Annotated in this window: 11 protein-coding genes; 1 reads left to right on the top strand and 10 read right to left on the bottom strand. The window is 52.8% G+C overall.

Going from position 1 to position 18,936, the window contains the following annotated elements; genetic code table 11:
• A partial coding sequence (locus THS27_RS24010) for a DEAD/DEAH box helicase (protein WP_168184992.1) occupies positions 1-2,763 on the top strand: 2,763 nt, incomplete at its 5' end.
• Positions 2,764-2,817: 54 nt separating this feature from the next.
• Here THS27_RS24010 and brxL read toward each other — a convergent pair.
• Genes brxL through THS27_RS23960 form a run of 10 tightly spaced genes read right to left on the bottom strand, consistent with a single transcriptional unit; the run spans position 2,818 to position 18,653 of the window.
• Complete coding sequence (gene brxL / locus THS27_RS24005) at positions 2,818-4,872, bottom strand: BREX system Lon protease-like protein BrxL (protein ID WP_085595218.1); 2,055 nt, start codon at positions 4,870-4,872, stop codon at positions 2,818-2,820.
• 14 nt (positions 4,873-4,886) lie between these two features.
• On the bottom strand, positions 4,887-7,385 hold the full coding sequence (gene pglZ / locus THS27_RS24000) for a BREX-1 system phosphatase PglZ type A (RefSeq protein WP_085595216.1): 2,499 nt from the start codon (positions 7,383-7,385) through the stop codon (positions 4,887-4,889).
• Positions 7,382-8,413, bottom strand: a complete 1,032-nt coding sequence (locus THS27_RS23995) for a YhcG family protein (RefSeq protein ID WP_085595214.1) — start codon at positions 8,411-8,413, stop codon at positions 7,382-7,384. Before THS27_RS23995 ends, pglZ begins: the two co-directional genes overlap by 4 nt.
• Positions 8,413-11,946, bottom strand: coding sequence for a BREX-1 system adenine-specific DNA-methyltransferase PglX (gene pglX / locus THS27_RS23990; RefSeq protein ID WP_085595213.1), 3,534 nt, complete (start codon positions 11,944-11,946; stop codon positions 8,413-8,415). The genes THS27_RS23995 and pglX overlap by 1 nt, the downstream gene beginning before the upstream one ends.
• A gap of 5 nt (positions 11,947-11,951) precedes the next feature.
• On the bottom strand, positions 11,952-12,488 hold the full coding sequence (locus THS27_RS23985; RefSeq protein ID WP_085595211.1) for a hypothetical protein: 537 nt from the start codon (positions 12,486-12,488) through the stop codon (positions 11,952-11,954).
• Positions 12,485-13,663, bottom strand: coding sequence for an ATP/GTP-binding protein (locus THS27_RS23980; RefSeq protein WP_085595209.1), 1,179 nt, complete (start codon positions 13,661-13,663; stop codon positions 12,485-12,487). Before THS27_RS23980 ends, THS27_RS23985 begins: the two co-directional genes overlap by 4 nt.
• Entirely contained in the window at positions 13,660-17,208 is a 3,549-nt protein-coding gene (brxC, locus tag THS27_RS23975) for a BREX system P-loop protein BrxC (RefSeq protein ID WP_085595207.1), read from the bottom strand. Before brxC ends, THS27_RS23980 begins: the two co-directional genes overlap by 4 nt.
• A 13-nt stretch (positions 17,209-17,221) precedes the next feature.
• Complete coding sequence (locus THS27_RS23970; protein WP_085595205.1) at positions 17,222-17,833, bottom strand: DUF1788 domain-containing protein; 612 nt, start codon at positions 17,831-17,833, stop codon at positions 17,222-17,224.
• Positions 17,830-18,444 carry a DUF1819 family protein gene (locus THS27_RS23965; protein ID WP_085595203.1) on the bottom strand — a complete coding sequence of 205 codons (615 nt, stop codon included), beginning with the start codon at positions 18,442-18,444 and terminating at the stop codon, positions 17,830-17,832. Before THS27_RS23965 ends, THS27_RS23970 begins: the two co-directional genes overlap by 4 nt.
• Positions 18,441-18,653: a helix-turn-helix domain-containing protein gene (locus tag THS27_RS23960; protein ID WP_085595201.1), complete on the bottom strand. Its 213-nt coding sequence runs from the start codon at positions 18,651-18,653 to the stop codon at positions 18,441-18,443. The genes THS27_RS23965 and THS27_RS23960 overlap by 4 nt, the downstream gene beginning before the upstream one ends.
• Positions 18,654-18,936: the final 283 nt, after the last annotated feature.

The following is an 18,936-nucleotide window of genomic DNA, read 5'->3' as shown; positions in this document are numbered from 1 at the left end:
CGTGAGGGGACGCTTACAATTGGCAAGCCTCAACCATACTTTGGCCATCGCATTTCCTTCGGACTTGACGACCTCGCCCAGAAGTCTATTGCCCTACGCTATGGCGATGATATTCCAGTGTTAATAAAATCCGTTCACAACAGATACGCAGACCTGTTCTATGGATGCGTGGCCCGTGGTGCACTGCATTATCATCATATTATGCCCGGCAAACCAGCGGAATTCATGGTCGAGCAAATTTTCAAAAGCACCACAGCTTTTGGCACCCTGTTCGATGGCATCCTTCGCGCCTCGTTACCCCTCGGTCAACTCCATCATCCTGGCATGCGACTGTTATCCGGGCAAAAGATCCTCGTCTACCCGACGCATTATGATTTGTGCTTAAATCGGAACCCTTTTGAGGAAAAGAACAAAAGAATCGAGGTCAGCGAGTTCAATTACCAAGCCCGTAGTGTACAATCTTACCAGCAGATCTACTTAGAGGTGGACGAACACAAACTTAAAGACGTGACTGATGGTCGTTTCTTCGAACCCAACGAACCTTGGACGTTACTCAGCTACGCCAGCGCCACTGGCGTGATATCTCTGGCCAAAGCTACTGTGCGGATGGAATGCCTGCCGCGTAACGACAACAAAACGATTGAAGCTAGAGAGGTAATCCAGACTAGCTCTCTACAGATTGGTCTGGATACGCCGTTTCGCTTCACTCTCATCTCCCACCGCTTGGCGCAAACCGAACAGATCGGCTGGGTCTGCGGCGTGGAGGAATTTCTACGCTTCTGTGTTCAGGCCGGGCTGGATATGAACGAATCGCCCGAGCGCTTGGCCCAGAGCCGCTTCTACCAACGCTGGGAACAGGTCATCGCCTACCAGCGCTACCGAGAGGAAAATACCTCGATAGAATACCCCTTGGAATTTGCCCAGAGGGAAGATAGCACCCTCAGTCTTCCGCGCAACAGATTACCGCAGGAAGAATGGGAACAGTTCGAACAAGTATCTAACATGCTTGACAAGGTACTGTCCGGCGACAACAACCTCAAGTCTGATTTTTGCGTACGAGCGCAACAATGGGACGCTGCACGCAGCGAGTACATTCCGGCACTACGCATCGACCGCCGCAACCGCCCGCTCTATACCCGATCGAAGGATTGCATCCACATTGAAGGTAATCTCTCACTGCTGGATAAAAATGCCAAAATGCTACGCCTACTCATCAACGTGCCGAGCGCGCCACTGAAGCGGCAAGAGCAGGCACTGGACGATTTTTTCCACGATCGGCTGGTCAATCCGGCACTGAAGAACATCCTGCTCACCCCAGAACACTACCTGCCGAACCAGGAAGAACGTAGCGTGCCCATCGAGTGGGCCGACACACTGGATGACAGCCAAAAGCTAGTTGTCGATCTGGCTTTGAGAGAGCGAAACATTGCCCTCATTCAGGGGCCGCCGGGGGCTGGCAAGACCACAGCCATCGTCGAGATGCTCTATCAGTTGTTCCGCCAGCGCCCCAACCGGTGTGTTCTGGTGGTTTCCCAGCAGAATTCCGCCGTGGACAATGCCCTAGAAAAGTTCCTTGAGAAGCATGGCAACAGCCTTAAGCAACCGGTTCAAGCAATCCGGATTGGAAACCCGGAAAAGATGAGTGCCGCCATCCAGCCGCTAAGTTTTGATTGCCAACACGCCACGCACCTCGCCGAGTTGGAATCTCGCGCTGTGCAGGCGGCGGTCAGCCTTCCTTCAGAACAAACTGCACTGTGCTACTTGTGGCGGACCACCCTACGGCAGGCTGCCCAGTCTCGCTCTGGCCAAGACGAGTTCTTCATTACCCTGCTTGCCGACCATAACTTGGTCGGTGCCACCTGCGTGGGCTTGGCCACCAACAAGGGCGGCATTGACCAATTGCAATTCGACGTCGCCATTATCGATGAGGCAGGTCGATCCACCGTGCCGGAAATCCTTATACCCATCCTGCGTTCCGACAAAGTGATCCTGATCGGCGACCATTATCAACTGCCGCCCAGCATCTCACCGCTGCTGCGCGAGGACGAGGCCAGCCGGGAGCTGACATTCCTGCGGGAGAACTTCCTCAACGGTAGTTTTTTTGAGTCGATGTTCGAACGCTTACCGTCCCATTGCAGGGGAATTCTCGACAGGCAGTACCGCATGGCCCCAGCCATCGGCGACTTGGTAGCCAACCTGTTCTACAGCCATGACGGCCAGCGCACCCTCTATAACGGCCACCCGGACAGTTACTTCGACGACCGCTATCTGCTTGACAAGAGCATCTACTGGGTAGACGTGAAAGGGCAGCAGCGCCAACCTCGCGATTCTAAGAGCCAAGAAAATGTCCGGGAAGCCGAGGAAATAACCAGTTTCCTCGCTCGTCTGGCCGATCACGTCAAGGTGCAAACCTACGTGGCAGTCATCACACCGTATGGCGCGCAGAAAGACTGTATCAACAAGCATCTGCGGCGCCTCAAGCGGGAGGAAAGGCTGACCATCAGAGTTGATACGGTCGATGCCTTCCAAGGCAGTGAAGCTGACGTCGTTTGCTACTCCACAGTGCGCACTGAAGGTAGCCTCAACTTCATCCTCGATCGCAAGCGCCTCAACGTCGCTTGCTCACGGGCCAAGCTTCACTTGCTGTTTTTTGGTGACCGGGAATACCTGCGCAAATGGTCTGCAAAAAGGCAGTCTGGAGTTAATCTATTTCCAAAAATCATTGAGGCTGCCAGCACTGAAACAATAGGATTTAGGGAGTAAAACCGTAAGCGTCGCGTTACGGCTACCTTGACAGATTTGAGATGCACACATCGCTTAAGGTTTATGTTTAATGAACGTCACCTCGAAAGCCTTACATGGCCGGTATTGCTGTAGTCGATTGGCGAAAGTGAAGGCATCATTCATTTCATAGTACTGAAAGATATCGAGACCACGATCCAGGGAGATTTTCCAGCCGTGGTCGGTCACGATGTGGCGGGCGTGGATCGTGCCGGTGCCGTCGAACTCCCAGGTGAAGTTCACGCCCACGCTGCTTGCGGACTCCTTCATCTTCTTGAAGTTGTCCTTCTGCTGTTCGCCTTTGAACTCATCTTCCATCGTCACCAGGTGCACGGACACCTCCTCATCCAGAGTCTTGTGCTTGACCACAGTCTCCAGAAATTCCATGAAGTTGCGTGTCTGGTAGAACAGGCGGATATACGGATCGGTAACCACAATCGAAGTCGCGCCCTTGAGATAAGGACCGAGCAACGTATCGAAGGAAAGGCCCTTCTGGTTCTCCTGAAATGTGAGATGGTTTTCCTTGAGGATGCGCTCGACTGGTGCTGACGGTTTGGATGGACCTGAAGTCGGGCCTTGTTGAGCAACTTCCAAGCTTTCCCCATCTTCGCCCTCCGCAATGGTCTTGTGGTAGGTGCCGGGGTATTCCTCCTCTTCGAGGGTGGTGACCGGCGTAGTCTGCCCACCAGCGCCCAGATAGGAAAAGCGGACATTGCCGTAGGTGGAATCGATACGCATCAGTTGGTCTTTGACCCGCTTACGGCCTTCGATCGCGAACCGCAGCAGTTCCTCGACTTCTTCCCTGGTTGCTCCATCATGCGGGAACAATATCTTCATCAGGCCGGAGAATGTCTTGTTGATCCCATCGCGGTCCCGCGTCGAGATGTCGGAAGAGAGGGAGAACAGTTCCTTGTAGCGGTCTGAGTAATCATGATTACGTAGTGAGCGAAGGATCTCAGCCAGGTAGTCGACCACGAAACCGTAACCGCTGGAGAACATTTCACCCCGGATGATGTCGACCTCCCATCCGGGGATATAGAAATGGATGCGGTCAAGGAATGCAGAATCGTAGAACTTGTCGGGCAATTCGCAAAACAGGTCAGAGTGCTTGAGCATGTAGGGCACGGTGTGCTGGGTGTTGCCCACGAAAACCATGGAGGCCTCCGCGCCCAGCGTCTCGACGCCCCGCGAGAAGGACTTGTTGGCCATGTAGTTCTTCATGATGTCGACCAAGGCCTTGTCCACGCGCTTTTGCTTTCCGGCAAACTCGTCGAAGGCAACACAGTCCCAGTATCCGACCAGGCCGATTTTTCCGGAAGAGTTATTCACAAAGAGCTTGGGAACCGTAACCTCGCCGCCGGATATCAGGATGCCGTGGGGCGAGAACTCAGAATAGATGTGAGATTTTCCGGTCCCCTTCGGGCCAAGTTCGATAAGGTTGTAGTTGCGTTCGCAAAATGGGATCAGGCGGATCAGTTGGGTCAGCTTGCTGCGCTTGCCGAACATCTCGGGGTTGAAGCCGATACTTTGTAAAAGCAAGTCAGTCCATTCGTCTGTAGTGAATTGCTTGCGTGCTTCAACGTATCCGTCAAAATCGAAGTGAGATAGCTGGATCGGCTTGAGGGTCGACAATATCCAGGGACTTGCGTTCTTATCCTCGGTGAATTCATATTCGATGTCGGCAATGCACCACACGCCACTGACCAGCAGTTTTGGGTGAGCCTTCACCGTACCGGAATCAACCAATACCTTCTTAATACCGAGGTTAGAAAACTCCGCTTCGTAGACGTCGGCCTTATCGTTCAGGGCCACACTGATCTTGTCGATGATCTTGTAGCGCCCCTTTTCCTTGATGTTCGAACGAATCAGCCCCGCTTCGTTACGATGAACGTAATGCTTGCGCAGGATTTCCTTGACTGTCTCGATGCCGGTCTGGATGGTCGGTTCATCGCTGGTGGCGCAATACTGTCCCAACAGGTATTCCAGCACATAGGAGGGAACGATGGCGTTACCCTTGACCGTCTTGACGAGATCCTTGCGAACAACGAGTCCCGGGAAATGTGTGTTGATTTTCTGGTCAAGTTCGTTCATCGGTCCCCCGTCCTTTAAAAGTCGAAATCGCTGGTAAATGAGCGTCGCATCAAGTAGCGGAGCGACTTGTATTCCTTGTAATGGGAAGTCCCCGCGTGTTTTTCTTCAAGCCGCAGAATGACTTCCTGGCCGTTGACCTCGTCGGCCTTGCGGGTGAGTACAAAGCGCACCTGCAGCTCCCGTTCCCGAGGATTGTCCGAACTCAGATCAAAGGTAAGGTCGTGACTGTCGGAGATCAGATCACCTGCTCCTGTGTAAATGCCAGCCCGTAGTAGACGCGGCTGGATCTTGTCGGTAACCGGGCCGGCCTGATACATCGTTACCGCCAGTTGCCCTGAAGTAATCACCGAACTAGCTCCGCGCAGGATGTCCACTTCGACTGCGGTGACATCGCTCTGGCGCTTCTTGTTGATCTTTAGCACCGGGATCACCACCTCTTGCAACGATGCGCCGCCATGCACGAAGCGACTTCCAGAACCCTTCAGGCGCAGGCGGTTGATCGATTTGGGTATCTGCACCTCCACTTCACCGGCAAGGCCAAGCTGGTCGGGAGTGAACTTGTGTAGACTGGATGCCTCGGCAAGCCCCTTGCCGAGCACGAAGCGGCGGTTGCGGAATAGAATCTGGTCGCCCTCGGCATCGACTCCAGAAAAATCGCTCTCGTCGATGGCGCGGTTCTGGTAGATGAAGCCATGATCCGAAGTCACCAGGATATTGCTCGCATTGGCCGCAGTGAGCTTCTTTACCAGACGAACGATGTCGGCCAAGGTTTCCTCAGCAGCTTCAAATGCTTGCCCCTCGGACTGGATTTTGTCGCCTGTGTGATCAATTCGATTATGGTAGATATACACTACATCATTGGCCTTCAGCAGATCCCGACTGCCGTCCCGGTCGAGTTGCATGAAATCTTCAGCCGTTACCGCCTCGCCTCGACCGCCCAGTGCAGCCTGCAAAATCTTCGTCCGGTTGACTGTCCCCTGGGAGCTTTGTCCATCCACGAGGACGGTACCGGTTTCGTTGTCGGCTATCGCCAGTGCCTTATTAGGTAGCAGCGACGCCATGCCAAGCTGGGTGTAGCTGGGCAACATCGAAAGTACCGGTTCAAGCTCCGCACTATAACGGTCTTCCTGGCGTATCAGGCTCAGCAACTCATCGCCAATCTCGTAGCGCATGGCGTCGGAAATGATCACACAGACCTTGTTGTCTTTGCGCAAAAACGGCCGAACCCAGTGTTCAAAAAACACCGATTGTTTGCGCACGGGGGAGGCATCCCACTTTGACGCCGCATCCACAAAGGTCTGGAAACGATCCCCCAGCTTCAGCAGGTAGTTGTTGGAATAGAGATTTTCGATCTGGTCGGTCAGCGAGCCCATCAAAGATGCTTGCCCCGACTTGCGGACGTGGTAGGTGAACTTGCGGTAAAGCTGATCTAGTTGATACCAGAAGCTACTGTAACGCTGCACACCCTCGGCCAAGCTGTCCATGGTGAGTTTGGCCTCGCCCAAGGCATGGGTGAACTGGGCGGCGTAATCGATCGCCTCATACAAGTGGCGATATTCACGATACCAGTGACCTTGTCGCCGCTGTCGCACCCAAATCGCAACGTCACCGCTGGAGGCCGTGCGGGCGACCACCGCCCGCACCAGATCGCTGATGATCTTCTGGTCAATCAGGCGGAAATAATCCAGCTCAATCAACTCCCGGAAATCCCGCTTGGCCAGATCCTGCTCAATCCCGAGGACCTCGGCGCATTCTCCTGAGAGAGTCTCGAAGCCGACTTCGAATTGGCGACTGTCCTTCCAACGCTTGAGAAACACCAGGGCGTCTCCGGTCAGTTTCACCTGGCCGTCAGTGCCCATGGCGTAGCAGGACTTGAACAGCTCGATGGCGAAATCGCGGATGCCCGGCTCGTCGGACTTGTAGCCATAGCAGCGGGTCATCTGTTCCCAGAGGAAACCGTACAGGCTGCATCGGCCAACCAGCTTGATCTTCTCATCCCGACCGTCTGCCAGCTCCTGCAGCAGGTTTTCCACCACCGCATCCATGCGGGGTTCGGTGACGGTGCATACCGCCAGCATCTTCAGGCGAATCTGTCCGGCCGTATCATCGGCTTTCAGCAACTTCTTGAGTGCGTCCTTGCGCTTGATCGCCTGGAAGAATTCCGCATGGGCCTGCACCACATCCGTAAACTCCAGGCCGAGTTCCAGTTCGGACAACCAGATGGCCACCTGATCGGTGCGGAACTCGCCATGGGCCAGTTGTACGTCCAGCAGCCAGTTATCCAGATCGGCAGGCTGGGGTCCCTCGCGGTAGACCAGGAACTTCCGCTCCGGCTGCTCGCGCAGCAGCTTGTACTTGACACCATACTCGTTGTTGGAAAGCTCCAGCTTCTCGATATCGGGTAATGACAGCGCCTCGAAGTCATCACGCAACTCCTCTTTGGCATCGTACCAGAACACAATCCGGTGCCGGTCGAAGAGCTTGGTGAGAGCCTGTGCTATACGGTCATTCATTGCTCAATCTCCTCCAGCAGAGCGGCAATGTCCTCAGGCGGCGGCAATTGGCCCTTCAGTTCTTTGGGCAAGGTCTTGGTGATTTCATAAGTCGCCACGCCAATAGGCTTACGGGCATCGTGCAGGGCGTATTCCACCACCGTGCGTTTCTTCTCTTTGCAAAGGATAATACCAATGGAGGGGTTCTCATCCTCTTGCCGAACTTGCCGGTCCAGCGCCGCGAGGTAAAACTGCATCTTCCCGACAAACTCCGGCTGAAACCTGCCAATTTTCAGTTCGATCGCCACGAGGCATCGCAGCCTCCGGTGAAACAAAAGCAGATCAATGAAGAACTCATCGCCGTCCACCTCCAGCCGATACTGGCTCCCCATGAAGGAGAACATGCCGCCCATGGCGCGCAGAAAATCTTCGATTTTGGCAATCAGCGCCCTTTCAAGTTCCAACTCGCTGTGCTCTTCACCAAGTTCCAGAAAGTCAAAGATATATTCATCTTTCACAGCCAGATTGGCCTGAGCGCGCAACTCCGGGGTCAGCGCCTTATCAAAATTTGTTTGACCAAGCAGCGACTTCTCATAAGTTTGGTTTTCAATCTGGTGAACCAGCACATTTCTCGACCAGCCGAATTTGCGAGTCATACGGATATAGAACTCGCGTTCCAACGGGTCAGAGCAGCGCTCCAGAATAACGATATTGTGGCTCCAACCAATTTCTCGCACCAGCGGTGCGAGTTTCTCGGCGTCCTGATAAGCCTCGAAAAACCCCTTCATTCTCCAGAGGTTGGAAGCCGAAAAGCCGCCAACGCCCGGAAACTCCCGCCGCAGGTCTTGCGCCAGTTGCTGGACGATCGCCTTGCCCCAGGTCTGGCCGGCCTGCCGCTCGACGATCATCCGGCCGATATCCCAGTACAAGCCGACCAATTCCGTGTTAACCGCCTTAAGGGCGGCATATTGCGCAGCAAATACACGCTCCTTTACCGCCGTCAAAAGCTTGGCATAGCCCTCCATGGGCAGATTTTTCGGGGCCGCCATCAACTGTCCCCTTTCGCATCGAGGCCGACGATCTTCTTCAAACCCGCGCCGAGTTTGGGGTAGTTGACCTTTACGCCGTCGTCGAGGTCTATCTCCACCTGCTCGGTGGCCAGCGGGTAGAGCACCTCGCGTTCATAGTCCTCCATCTCGGCGATCATCTTGGTAATCTTCTCTATCTCCTTCAGGGCCTTGGTCTTCTCGGCTTGTGAGGCGCTGGCGCTGATACTGACCGCCTCCAGATGGTTCTTGTGGGCGGCAAGCTTGGTGCGGAATTCGCGCAGGTAATCGTTCAAAACCACGCTGGCCGTATCCGAGCGGTAGCGGTGCATATAGATCAGCGCATTGAAGCTGCCCTTGGGGCTACTGAACAGCCAGTAGATGGGGCGCTTTTTATAGCGCTTCACATGGTCATTGTAGAAATCCTTGAGGAAGTAATCGCGGATGTCGCGAGCCTTGCCATTCTTACCCAGCGCCTGCTCGATAAAGCGGAGGTTTTCCTCGTAATGTTCGTCGCCAAAGGCCACACGCAGGAATTTGCGGAAACGCTCGGCGATGTCGTCGGTAAACCAGTCGCCGTCGAGCATTGGGATGACGTTGTCGTCATCAGCCGGAAAGCTTGGCTCGGGAATGTGCCTCAGATAATCCGCAATACCCTCGCCCTGGTTTGCCAGGATCAGCCCCGGCTTATCCAGCGCATAACGCCCAAACATGCAGCCCACAGCGTAGGAGACAAGCTCGCGCATGGTGTCGGCCAAAAGCAGCGCCTCTAGCTCGTCCTCGCTCTTGTCATTGCCGTAGCGGTAATGCGGGTTGCAGGTCAGGGTGATTTCGCTAAGCGGCACTTCGGGCGCCAGTTCATCCTGCAGGCCATAGGCATCAATGAAGATGCGGTTGTTCTCTTCTTCGAGGCGCTGCATCTCCAGCGTCATCCACCACCAGTGAGCGCGGAGCTTCTGGTAGGTAGCCCTCAGGGTTGGCTGGCGGTAGTCAGGATTCAGGAGCGGTAGGCAGGTGAAGTCCCATGAGGTTTCGTAGGAGTCCCAGTCGGATCTACTTATCTGGATGCTCGATAAGCTGATGCTTCCTACATCCGGAAACTCATTCGGAACGGGTATCTTAGCGATGTCCCCCTTATTGAACGAAAGTGTTTGGCTGATGAATGAAAGAAAATGTTGCGAAGTTGAGCTACATGCCAAGGCCACCAGATGAAGGCTACTGACATTTTGCGATAGCGGGAAGCCCGATTGACCAGTGTCATCGAAAATGCACCCGGTAGGGAGGTATCTCGGAGAAAATTTTCCAGAGCTGATTTTGCTCCAAGTAAAACCTTCTCGGAAATAGTATTCGCGACTTCGAGGACTCGCCTTGAGACGTCCGTCGGGAGCCGCAAAACTACAAATCTCTTTACCGTCAGCTTCCCAGTTTACAACAGTTTCCAAGTTTCCATACCATTTCCTGAAATTACCGCCGCTACTACATGGAAACCAACGGGTACCATTTTCTTCGGCCTCCATTCTGGATTCACTACGTGTGGATAGTCGCCTGCGCGATATTTCAGACCATTCCCTCTGAAAAATGGTATTGTCTCCGGTCGTCAATCCGGCACGACAGTTGGCAATTGCCTCGATTTTTTCGAGTTCTCCAAAGCAACCCAAGAGTTCGTCAGACGCAGAGTAAACAATCGGGCTTCCCGGAATTTTTTTGAAATCGGCAGCAGAGGCGCGATAGAACCAACCACAGTCCGGGTTTTTAATAGCTTCAAGTGTTCTCGGTGCTTGGTTTTCCGAGCCTCGAAAATCGGATAGTCTGACATATCCTCCTTTAAAATCGGGGCGATGTTCGTTCTCTACCGTGAACGTGCAAATTGGCACGGTAGCCCCATCAAAGCCTGAATACTCTAATTGAATGAGCGACGTGATAGTCTTCTGGTTGATCAAGAAACCACGCAGCTTTTCGTAGGATGAAATAAACATCCATACGAATGGTGACATAAAACCAAGCTGGCCTTTAGGCAGTGCAAGTTCAGTATTGCGGACAATGAAAGCTGAAAACAGGTCAGATTTCACATCGGAGTAGTTATCCTTAAGCCACGCTCCCAATCGCCCATTCATCCCCTTGCCGCCCATGTACGGCGGATTGGCAATCACCACATGGTATTTCGGACTCAGGTATTCGGCCTGCCGCAAGGCTTTCAGCACATTTTTGTGCGCATCGTTGTAAAATCCATCTTCCCGAAAATCCTTGGTCTCAAGAAATTCCAGGACATCCCACACATCCGTAACCTCTGGACGGATCAGCGAACCGAAATTGTCGGCCTCTTCGAACTGGCGCAGGGTGGATGCTAGTTGCGCGGTAAACAAGTCGCGCCCGACAAAATCCATGTAGCTCTTCAGTTCACCCTCGTCGAAGTGGACATTCTCCAGCACGCAGATGTTCGGCTTGACGCCCTTGCTGAAAAACCGGCGCTGCTTGCCGCGCGCTTTCATGCTCAGGGCAAAGGCTGCCAGTTCTCCGGCGCGTTCGTCGATCTCGATGCCATAGAGGTTGTGGGTGAGAATTTTCTCCGGGATCTCGGCGGGCTCGTAGCCTTCCTCCTCGTAGATGGCGTAGAGCAGATCAAAGGCATAGGTGAGCATGTGGCCGGAACCGCAAGCCGGGTCGCAGATCTTGATCTCTTCCAGCTTGCCGATGCGCAGAAAGTCCGTTTCGGCCTGTTCGGGCTTGATGTAGTAGTCCATCTGCTCGATCAGCTTCGAGCCGGGACGGTTGAGCAGCCACAGGCGACCAAGGGAGTTTTCCACCAGGTAGCGCACAATCCAGTGCGGGGTGAAGAGCTGGGTGGCAGCGGGGATGTTCTTGGGCGTGATTTTCTTGTTCTTCTTCAGGCCGTTGAACACCTCGTCCTTCTTCTCGGAGATGTAGAACTGGTAGAGCCAACCAATCACCTCGACATCGTCGCAAGCATTCGGCGTCATTGCCTCACGGGTATAAGCGAGGATAGCATTGCCCGAGAGCAGATCGTCGGGCATCAGCAGTTCAGTATAGTCATCGATGCGCTGGAACAGGAACGGCATCGCCTTGTTCCAGAAGTTGCAGGCGGCCACCACCAGCAAGCGGTAAGCCTCGCCCTGCGCATCGCGACTGGGGGCTTTGCCGTCAAGCAGGGCGAATATCTGCTGCCGTGTCTTTTCTGGCACCATCTCTTCGTCAACATGCCCCATCTTGGCTTCTGCCAGAATCTCGGGCTGAAACTGCCCTGGGTCCGCCGGGGAGACAATATTGACGCGGTTATAACGGTTCACGTCCATGAAGCGCAGGGCACAGAAGCGGTTGAACCAGATATAAGCTACCCGCTCGATGACCTGCTCCTTGCTGCTGCTCCTGATAGCCTCTTCAAGCTTCTTGACAGCCTCTGCACGTTCACGCCGGGCGGCGCTGCTTTCAGCCAGCACCAGTTTCAGCTTGCTCGATACCTGTTCGATCAGGTTGCGCCGCGCGAACTGAGCGAATTTTTTGAGTTTGGTGGTTTCCATCTGGTTTAGGCTCCTGCAGCGGCTGCGGGCAAGCGCGTGACCGGCCACTTTGGGAAGTTTTCGTTCCATTTATCCAAGTTGACGACCTGACAACTTGTGGCCAAGGTCTGCATCCATCGGCGCGATGCTTTACCCACCGGCAATTCCTGTTTCAGGGATTTCTGCATCCGGCTGTTTAAGGCGTTGTCAAAGGTGATCAGACAGACATAGTGAACAGGCTTTTCTACCTTTTGCTCTGCGTGCCGATAGAGGTAGGAATCTCGAAATTTGTATTTCAAATAATTCTTCAGCCATTTGAAACTGTCTTGCCGCGATTTTTTCTCATCATCATTTGCCGTGCCAAGGATGTCATAAATAGATGGGTCGTCATAATCCTTCAGTTCTATGTATACGTAGGCCCCCTCGAATTCGGCGACGATGTCGACACCTTTCATAGGTGCTCCATGGAATGTCGGTTTGGTGCTGTCCGTCTCATCGAAGACAAATGCATCCAGAGCGTCCTCAAAACGGAATTCAAACCCATCAGCCTCAACTATCTTCATTTGCCGAGGCTCCCCATGTCGTTTTCGATCTCTTGGTTGATGAGAAAGCCAAAGGCCTCGTCAATCGGGTTCGGCGTGATTTTTAAATAATCATCGGTGGACGAGACTTTAATCTCGGAAGTATCCGCGTCACGGTACAGGCTATGAAAACGCACATGGTCGCCTTCACCCTTGTCCATGAGCAGATCAAACCACTTGAGCAGCACATAATCGTGGGTCGCCAGAATGATCTGCTGACCATTCCGTGACAATTCCAGCAGGATCTCTACGAGCAGCTTCATGAGCTTCGGATTCATGTTTGACTCGGGCTCATCCCAAAATAGCGGGCCACTTGTTCCTGGATTGAGCATTCCATTGCTCAAAAGTCGATGCAGGATACCGACCTTCCTAAATCCTTCTGCTGTCATTCCACTAGAATACAGATGGCCATTTGTTGCCACAAACTCAGTAACTGTGGAGTCTTGGTACATCTGCGCAGCTTTAGCTTTTGTTCTATTGGGGGATGCCTTCTCCGCATAGTTGCCCGCCTGGAAACAAAAACCGCCATTTTCCCACTGATACCGCCCACCGATTAGGTTCACTAGCTGGGGCACAATCGTATTGAAACGCGGATCAAGGTTTATTTTGGCTTCTGTGTCTTCGTGCCCCGCCTTCATCAGGGCATTGGCTAGGTCCACATAACTGTCGTCAAAAATGAGTTCGACAGTGTTCTGATCATGACTTTCGTCGGTCATGCCTTTAACCAGAGAAAGAACTTCCTTGGTCGGGATGAAAACTGGCTTGGCAAAGTCGCCGTATTTCGATTCAGCCTCAACGCTAAGTTTTTTCGAATTATTAGAAAATGTCGCTCTAAGCTCATCATCATGCGGCTCACTGAAAATCGCACCTAGAGAAGCTTGCCCGGTTGCACCCTGACAATGCATTTTACCAATTTTATTATCCATCGGCATAAACAAGCGAAGCAACTTGGTCGTCAGCACGACATCCAAATCGTAATCACCTTTTGGGTGCTTTTGCTCAATAAAATATTGAGCATCGCAAAGCCCGTAGGCAGCCTTGAGCAAATGAGTTTTGCCGGTGCCATTCTCGCCAATGATCACGTTGACCTTGGGTGAAAAATCCAGAGCAAGGTCCGTGAAGGCCGTGAAATTCTTCAGTTCAAGGCGCTCGATCATATCTGTACCCTTTTGCCCTTGCGGATTTCATCCAGAAGCGCCTCGCGCATGGATTCCAGATAGCGTTCCACGTCTGTCTCGTCGGCCAGCCAAGCTTTATCGAAAGTGACTTTCACCGAGCGGCTGGGCACATACTCGATGCGCCGTTCCGGCTTCGTGAGTGGCGTGGTGCTCAATCCTTCATCCGACGTGGTGGTTTCGCCGGGTTCCGGCGCAGGCTCGGGTTTTGGTACCGGTTGCGCCCAGGATGTCATCTGCGAAAGCAGATGCTGGTAGTCGCTTTCCTCAAACCGGCGCAGGGTGTCGCGGATGACGGCAATCAGCTTCTGGCGTTCAATGGCGGCGTTGAATTCGTTGAACGGACGGTTGATCTGCTCTTGCTGCTCGCCATTCAGTGCGCCGAATTCGGCCATGCCACAGAGACGGGCTTTAAGAGCGGTAACCGTCTCCTTGGCCTTGGCAATCTCGACCTCGATCTGGGCCGTGACCTTCTCATGCAGGGTTTCGACTTGCGTCTTCATCTGCTGCATGCGGTTGCCTCTGAAACATTCCAGATCGGTCAGGCTGGCAACTACCTGCGCGGTTTCGTCGCCTTGGATGTAGGTGAAGTTGGGCTCCTGGGTTTGAACAAACTTGCGAGCGTCGTCGAAGATGCCTTTTTGCGGCCCGCTCATGAACTTGCGGACAGGATCGATGACGCTTTCCTTCATATCGAGCAGCGCGTCTTCCTGACGGGTGAGTTCGGTCAGATACCAGGTATAGGGCTTGCCGGTCAGCTCCTTGAGCTTCTCAAGCACCGGTGTCAGCGCATTCAGGAACGGGTATTGGGATGCCTGGGCAGCCAGCGGGGTGAGCTGATGCGTCAGACCCTGGAGCGCGGTACCTGTCTCCTTGCCGAGCGCCTTCGCTTCACTGGCGCGAGGCGGGGCATCGAAGAAGTCCTCAAAGAACTCCTTGAGGGCGCGAACCTGCGATGCAGTAAATTCGACCTGAGGTTCCAGCACTACATTGCCATGGCCATGGGTGTTGCGCAGCGCCCGTTCCAGTTCGTCTTCTTCAAGCAGATTACCGTCGACGCGGACCTCGACCTTGCCGCGCGCGCACAGGTTGGCCAAAGTGCAAAGAATGGCGGCGTAGTACCAGCCGTAGGGTTTACGTTCGAATTTTTCCAGTAGGCTTTTCAGTGTGGTGCGTACGCCACCCCGGTTATTGCTCTGAATAAAGGCCAAAAGCTCCTGCTCTGACTCGGCAAGTACGGTCGTATCCGTGCCGAACAAAGTACCGTTTTTGTCGTTGAGGATCGCTTTGATCACATCTTCTGTGTAATTAATTCCGCGCAGCATGCGAAGATTCGGATAGGTTTTGGCAACGAGTTCGTGGAAGCCGCGCAGCACCCGGTTCTGCGCATCCGCAGAACCGATTTCGATATCGGCACCTGCCACGATCAACTTAGCCTTACCCATCAGACCTTGAACGCGCTGCTGCAACTCAGCATACCGTTCCCTGTTCTGGGAACTCTTGTCATTCAGGATGCGTTTCACCGCTTCCTGCTGTGTGATCGAAATGTTCTGACGGATGTATTTCTCAGCCCGCTTATACATTAGAATGTCGCGAACGAGGCGTTCATCTGCAGGCATCAGGATCAGTAACTCGCCCCTGCCCATGCCCTGCATCCTTAGGATGGAATCATTTTCGGCGTTTTCATGGAACGGGCTGATGACATGGATGGCCGTCTCGTATTCTCGCCCGTACAATCGATCATCAAGCTTTCTGGAGAACGGGTAGTCCTGACCGTTCTCGTCGTAACGAATCTTCCGATGCTTGATCACGTGGTCGAAAACGATCTTCTCAAGCTCGGCGGCAACGTCTGATGTCTCCACCTCGGTGTTCTTGATTTCCTGTTCGACGTCTTTTTCCTCGTCGGTGAGGTATTCGTAGAGATCTCCATTGCGCTGCACATAGGTCTGCTGTTCCAGCAAGCTGAGAGCTTCTTCAACACGCTTCCTCAGTGCAGGCATATCCTGATTGAAACCGTCCAGCATTAGGACGCACAGGTTACGAACTGTCGGCTTGAACTCCTTGACGTATTTGACCAGAAAGAGCGTTTTCAACAGTTGGATCGCGAAGGGACCATCAAGATGCTTTTCTGCCTTGATAATGGCTTGTTGAATATTGGATTTCAGCGCGGTGCGAATGCCCTCGAACATTAAGTCAAAGGTCGCCAACTGACCGATTTCATGATCCCCAATCTGGATCGCCACCTGCTGGAACACACCCAGCATGGAGCGTTCACCCACCGAACTGTTCTTGCCCTCAAAAGCACTATGCTGCGACAGATTTTGGATGACAGATTGGAATAGCGCGAACTGGTACGGAATGAACGGGTAACTGTGGAGGAAATGCTCCCTATCCTGAAAATTCCGGTAGGTTTGAGAACCATCGGCAAAATCGAACAAGGTCTTAAAATTGTTAGCCTCCGCGCGATATATATCCGAGAGCAGGCCGACACCATCTTCGGTTTTCGTGAGCAGACGCTTCTGGATAACCTCCGCCACATCTGCGCTGGTCAGCTTCATGCGATTGGCAAACCGCGCCTGAATTTTTGAGAAGTCATTTCCTTGCTGCTTGCCCATCTCGCCGACAACCATTCCCATGTCCTCTTGAGCGGTCACGATGACCCATGCGCGACCTCGACACTTGGTGGCCAAGCTTTCTGCAATGGTCTGAAGATTGGTCATCAACTTGACGTTTTCGGCAATGTACTGCCCAACTTCATCGACAAAGAAATTCAGGCGGAAATCAGGAGATTGCCGCTCGATATAGGCGTGTACCTGCTCAGCAAAGTCTTCGATGGAGACACTGTATTGGCTGCGGTATTTGTCCAGTATCCCCGTGGCCTGCGCCTCGTCACCATCGGTCACCTGTGCATAGGCTTTGGCAATATTTTTCCCTTCGAGCAAAGCCTGCTCTCGTCCCTTTTGCCATGTTCTGCCCGCCGTGGATTCATAGGCCGATTTAAACTGTTCGTAGAGACCACGGCTGTCGAGGTCGCGCTCAAACTGGGCAATGTACCCCTGCTTTCCATAGTACCCGCACATCTCGTCAAAAACTTTGACGAAGACAGCGAGGAGTGCGTCGACTTGGGTTTTGCTAATGACGTCTGCTTTCTGGTCGATATTGAACAGAATGCTTTTCGACGGAATGGCGACGGCTCGTTTGAGATCGCCGCGCAGGATTTCATTGTCGCCACATTTGGGCATGAACAGATCAAGCGCAGAGGCTCCATCGATCTGCCGGTTTTCAAGCAGCAGTGCCAACATCTTCAACAAGTGAGATTTACCGGAGCCAAAGAAACCGGAAACCCAAACACCGTTAGCGCCTTCGTAACTGTTGTAGGCATCGAAGAAGGACTCTAGACGCTTCTCGACTTCGTTGGTCAACACATATTCTTCGATTTCAAGGCGAAGGCTTGCTTCATCGTCAGCCTTGATCACCCCTTCAATCGGTCGGTCAACCGGCTTGTGAAAAATGGTTTTAAGAGTCATCCCGCGCCCCCATTTAAGCTTCGCAGTGAAAGATGTTGAATGCCCGGTAGTACTTGTCGTCATGCAGCCTCCCAAAAAGTTCGAGAGATGCTCCAGCTTCCAAAGAGTGAGTATAGGCTCCCGGAAAAAACATGACGGTCGGCTTTTCTTTCGCCGTGCTCTGCAAATTATTCAAAACGTTATGTGAACGGATATAAGGGAACACTTCGCCGACACCGGACAGGAAAAGAACCTTGAAATCAGTGCTTACCAACCTGGATGCAATGGCCGGAACAAGATGTGCTTCGGGGTCCAGCACGCCTTGGAGCAGTTCTTTGAGTTGCTCTTTGGAGACAGACTCTTCCATCTCGATAATCTGTTTCCAAACATCACGCTCTTTGAGGATTTCTATCGAAAGGTCGTACAGATTTATCTCCAGAACCCGAACACCGACCTGCTCAAGGCGGTTGACCAACTGACGCTGGAGCCGCTCCACTTCAACAAGAATACCAGCATCAAAAGGACAGATGAAGAATGGGATTTCGTTACCCAATCCTTCCTTAGCCAGAAACCGCGAACCCGAGATGACCGATAGCAAATGATCGAGCCCCTTGGATAAATTATCCTTGTTCAAGCATGAGATCATCGAGTCAACCCTTTCAGATCGGATTCAAATACAGGGAAGCACAAAACATCCCTGCGGCTACCTTGATGGAATACATCCAACAATCGCGGGCTGAGCATGGCAGCGTTTATCATACTGTTGGATGCCAAGAGATCCGCCTCTCGAAGCATCTTGAATAGAACCTGTCGCAATTTACTTCGCGTAGCTGGAGTGATCTCATCAAGCTCCAAATGCCATTCAGACTTTCGGTTGAAGAAGGAATCAAAATCCTCGTGGGTCAGATCGGCTTTCAGCGTGATATAGCGCTCTCGAAGCACTTCGATGGCAAAATCAGCGACGAATCTGTATCGACGGCAAACAGCAAGCCACAGGAGATAAGCTTGCTCTTGGCGGCTTCCCTCAACAAGTAGTTCAAGCTCAGCTGGACTCAGCGTCCTAAGCCGGGAAACGACCTCACGGCAGACCCGCTTGAGTGTATTTAGCGTCCTGGTCTGAAGTAGATTTTCTGCAATGACCCTGTCTCGAACAGAGTTCCAATCGCCAAGATCAAGATACAGAACTGCCAGCTTCACCGATTCGTGGTGAAAGAGACTGCCTGTTGTAAATGACATGCTGTATCTGTCTTTGCTCATTCCTGATCCGAATTCCTATTTGTATGCTCAGCAGCACCACCGGCCTTTACCCATTCGTCCACTTCGTCCTTCTTGAACTTCCAGAGACGCCCCATGCGATGTGCGGGCATTTCATGTTTATCTATCCACTTGTACACAGTGTCATTGCTGACCCCGAGATACGTACAAATCTCACTTATTGATAACCAACGGTCTTCCATCTCAGCCATTTACCAAGTTCCTCGTCGGCGATTAGATTTAAGCCATGCGTTCGCTGAAGGCGAATCTGGAGGGATACTAGAGACTATCAGTCTTATCCAAGAATTTAGATCGCGGTCAAACGACATTTACCGATTTGAGCCGATTTCATATGAATAAAACCGATAATTACCATTCGCCTACGGATTATCCTTAGCGAGTGATATCTCCTATTACACATCAGTTATGCTTTATGTAAGCGTCTAGCCAAGGCTACCTTGACGGAAGAACGTTTTTAGTTGTTGGGAGGGAAAC

It is taken from the genome of Thalassospira sp. MCCC 1A01428, assembly GCF_002115825.1.
Taxonomy (GTDB): Bacteria; Pseudomonadota; Alphaproteobacteria; order Rhodospirillales; family Thalassospiraceae; genus Thalassospira.
Note: the sequence above shows the minus strand (reverse complement) of the source record. Positions and strands in the feature narration are given on the sequence as shown.

Excerpts from the sequence above, each read along its gene's own strand:
- THS27_RS23965 (WP_085595203.1), bottom strand. The coding sequence starts at position 18,444 with ATGAGCAAAGACAGATACAGCATGTCATTTACAACAGGCAGTCTCTTT.
- THS27_RS23985 (WP_085595211.1), bottom strand. The coding sequence starts at position 12,488 with ATGAAGATAGTTGAGGCTGATGGGTTTGAATTCCGTTTTGAGGACGCT.
- pglX (WP_085595213.1), bottom strand. The coding sequence starts at position 11,946 with ATGGAAACCACCAAACTCAAAAAATTCGCTCAGTTCGCGCGGCGCAAC.
- THS27_RS23960 (WP_085595201.1), bottom strand. The coding sequence starts at position 18,653 with ATGGCTGAGATGGAAGACCGTTGGTTATCAATAAGTGAGATTTGTACG.
- brxC (WP_085595207.1), bottom strand. The coding sequence starts at position 17,208 with ATGACTCTTAAAACCATTTTTCACAAGCCGGTTGACCGACCGATTGAA.
- THS27_RS23995 (WP_085595214.1), bottom strand. The coding sequence starts at position 8,413 with ATGGCGGCCCCGAAAAATCTGCCCATGGAGGGCTATGCCAAGCTTTTG.
- pglZ (WP_085595216.1), bottom strand. The coding sequence starts at position 7,385 with ATGAATGACCGTATAGCACAGGCTCTCACCAAGCTCTTCGACCGGCAC.
- brxL (WP_085595218.1), bottom strand. The coding sequence starts at position 4,872 with ATGAACGAACTTGACCAGAAAATCAACACACATTTCCCGGGACTCGTT.
- THS27_RS23970 (WP_085595205.1), bottom strand. The coding sequence starts at position 17,833 with ATGATCTCATGCTTGAACAAGGATAATTTATCCAAGGGGCTCGATCAT.
- THS27_RS23980 (WP_085595209.1), bottom strand. The coding sequence starts at position 13,663 with ATGATCGAGCGCCTTGAACTGAAGAATTTCACGGCCTTCACGGACCTT.